The organism is Chitinivibrionales bacterium (assembly GCA_035516255.1).
GTDB lineage: Bacteria > Fibrobacterota > Chitinivibrionia > Chitinivibrionales > FEN-1185 > FEN-1185.
The window spans coordinates 1-2,364 of record DATJAL010000057.1; the positions used below are offsets into that span (position 1 = coordinate 1).

Annotated in this window: 4 protein-coding genes; 2 read left to right on the top strand and 2 right to left on the bottom strand. The window is 50.8% G+C overall.

All coding sequences use genetic code 11. The features are described from left to right. Window positions 1-444 (top strand): hypothetical protein (locus VLX68_17300; GenBank protein HUI94000.1); only part of this gene is annotated, 444 nt, incomplete at its 5' end. On the opposite strand, the gene VLX68_17305 is transcribed toward VLX68_17300, so the two are convergent. Beyond that, window positions 426-1,198 (bottom strand): IS5 family transposase gene (locus VLX68_17305; protein ID HUI94001.1). Its coding sequence is split into 2 segments (ribosomal slippage): window positions 426-857 and window positions 860-1,198, totalling 771 coding nucleotides; the frame shifts between segments, so codons are not numbered across the junction. The two genes, VLX68_17300 and VLX68_17305, sit on opposite strands and share 19 nt — an antisense overlap. 57 nt (window positions 1,199-1,255) lie before the next feature. Here VLX68_17305 and VLX68_17310 point away from each other — a divergent pair. After that, window positions 1,256-2,029 (top strand): FkbM family methyltransferase, encoded by a 774-nt coding sequence (locus VLX68_17310; GenBank protein ID HUI94002.1) that lies wholly within the window; start codon window positions 1,256-1,258, stop codon window positions 2,027-2,029. A gap of 134 nt (window positions 2,030-2,163) precedes the next feature. Here VLX68_17310 and VLX68_17315 read toward each other — a convergent pair. After that, a partial coding sequence (locus VLX68_17315; GenBank protein HUI94003.1) for a hypothetical protein occupies window positions 2,164-2,364 on the bottom strand: 201 nt, incomplete at its 5' end.

Here is a 2,364-nt window from a genome sequence, read left to right on the forward strand (position 1 = left end):
CGCACAATATATCAAAAAGCAAATTGGGATATTGATGAACCTGCTACACGCGCACCAATGATTTTTGGTGGAGTAATTGGATTGCAATACTTTTCTACCGATGAGACCGGACAGCTAATCAAACAGGCTGTTGAAAAAAATACTTCTTACAAAGTAGCCGAGATTAACCCACAGCATCGAAGGCTCGGCAATAAACCTGTATTGATAATCGGGGCGAAGCCGCTCCTGGCGCCATTGCCTCCAAATGTAAAAAAAGAGGTAGAGGAATTAGCTGACAAGCTACAAGAATTATCCAATCAAATTCTGACTTTTGCCGCTGATCGGCAACAGGCCGAAGCTCTTATGCGAGAAAATTCAAAAAAAGACGACCAGTATGAGAACTGGCAAAGGTCGGTTGCCTTTTCAAATCAAACTAGGGTCTGGACTCACAACTTGATCCAGTAAAGCACGCCGACGAGCGTGGCGGCAGCCAGGAAGTTGCGGGCGAGTTTGTCATATCGAGTAGCGATGCGCCGCCAATCTTTGATCCGACAGAAGAAGTTCTCGATTTTGTGCCGCCGCCGATAGAAACGCTTCGGGCAATAGGCTTTCTTTGTAGCGGTGCAGCGGTTCGGGATAACCGGCAAAGCACCTTCATCCCTGATCTGCTGGCGCACTTTTTCGCTGTCGTAGGCTTTGTCGGCCGTGACAGCCAGCGGTGGTCGCGGCGTGTTCAGTATCTCTTCGACGACCTGGCTGTCATGCACCTGCCCGCCGGTCACGGTGAAGCTCAGCGGTCGGCCCTTGCTGTCGACAATCGCGTGGATCTTCGTGGTTCGGCCGCCCCGGCTGATGCCGATCGCCTGATTTTTCTCCCCCCTTTTCCTCCGCTGGCCGCGCGGTGAGCTTTCACGACGGTGCTGTCGATCAAATACAGACTGTCGCGCGATTTCGATGCCAACTGGTCGAAAACGCGCTTCCAGATGCCTCGGCGAGACCAGCGGTTGAAGCGATTATATGCCGTCGTGTAGGGACCATAGCGTGTCGGCAAGTCCCGCCACGGCATGCCGGTGCGCAGCACGTAAAAGATCGCATTCACGATCTTGCGGTCGTCAACCCGCGCACTCTTTCGGCTCTTCGGCAGCAGCGGTTCGAGCAGCGCCCATTCCTCGTCGCTCAAATCAAATCGCATGATCCACCTCCGCGCACGGTGAATCATGTTCGTCTAAATTATTCAATCATTTATCTGGGTACAGACCCTAGTGTGGAGGATATATTGGAAGAACATATAACTAAACGTCTTTCATTTCAGGGGCGCGAGTTTGCGGTTCGAGGCGCGGGAGACATTTTTAAGCATGTCGCAGATGGTCCGTATGACGACCCAAATACCAAGGTCATCCTACGATATATGCCGAAAGGCGGCATATTGGTCGATATAGGGGCGAATATCGGACTGATCTCGTTAGGCCTAGTGGCGCACGCAGCCCACATTTACGCGATCGAGCCGGGCGAAGAGACATATGAATTTCTGAAAACAAATGTAGCTCCGTGCCTCAATGTCACCGCGTATAAATTGTTGGTCGGGCAGAATGGCGCAAGCAAGACGTTTCTTTTCAATAGCGCAGACTCAAGTGGCTCAACGTCAGTCGCGAAGGAGGCGGATTTCTCGGCCCATTCTAATCTTGTGCCGACAACTTATACGGCGGTTAGCCTCGATAGTTTCGCTGCTAACATCGAACGCATTGATTTCATTAAAATAGACACAGAAGGATCAGAAATTGAGATTTTAAAATCAGCGGAGCAAACAATCGCTCGCCACAAACCGACGGCGCTTATTGAGTTTAACGCGCATACGCTTATGAACTTTGGTGATATCAACCCACCTCAGGCGCTCGCCTTCATACGATCAACGTGGCCTCACGTATATCGGGTTGAGAACGATGCCAGTATTTCACCTATCCGCGACAGTTATGCATTTATGTATGAAAACGTGCTTCAAAGGGGCTGTGTAGATGACCTTCTTTGTTCTTTCACACCGCTAGGCGATTAGGCGGCGAGCGAGCTGAAATTGTACTACTGTCCGAATCTTATATGTTTATTTTATTCCCACTATCCATTTTTTCGAACTCATTTTTTCACGATGCTCGCTCTAAAAGCCCCTTTTAGTTCACGATGCCTCCTACCCTACTGAATGGCTCGCATGCGGCAGTCGTTTAACACGGCCGTTAGCGTATCTTCAAATGGATGTTTCGGTTTCCAGTTGAGCAACTCGCGGGCGCGTCCGGCATCGCCGATAATAATGGGAAGGTCGCCCGGGCGCTGGCGCAGCGGATCTTGCTCGACGGAAATTTCAACCCGACTTTCCGCTACGAGGCTCGCAAGAAT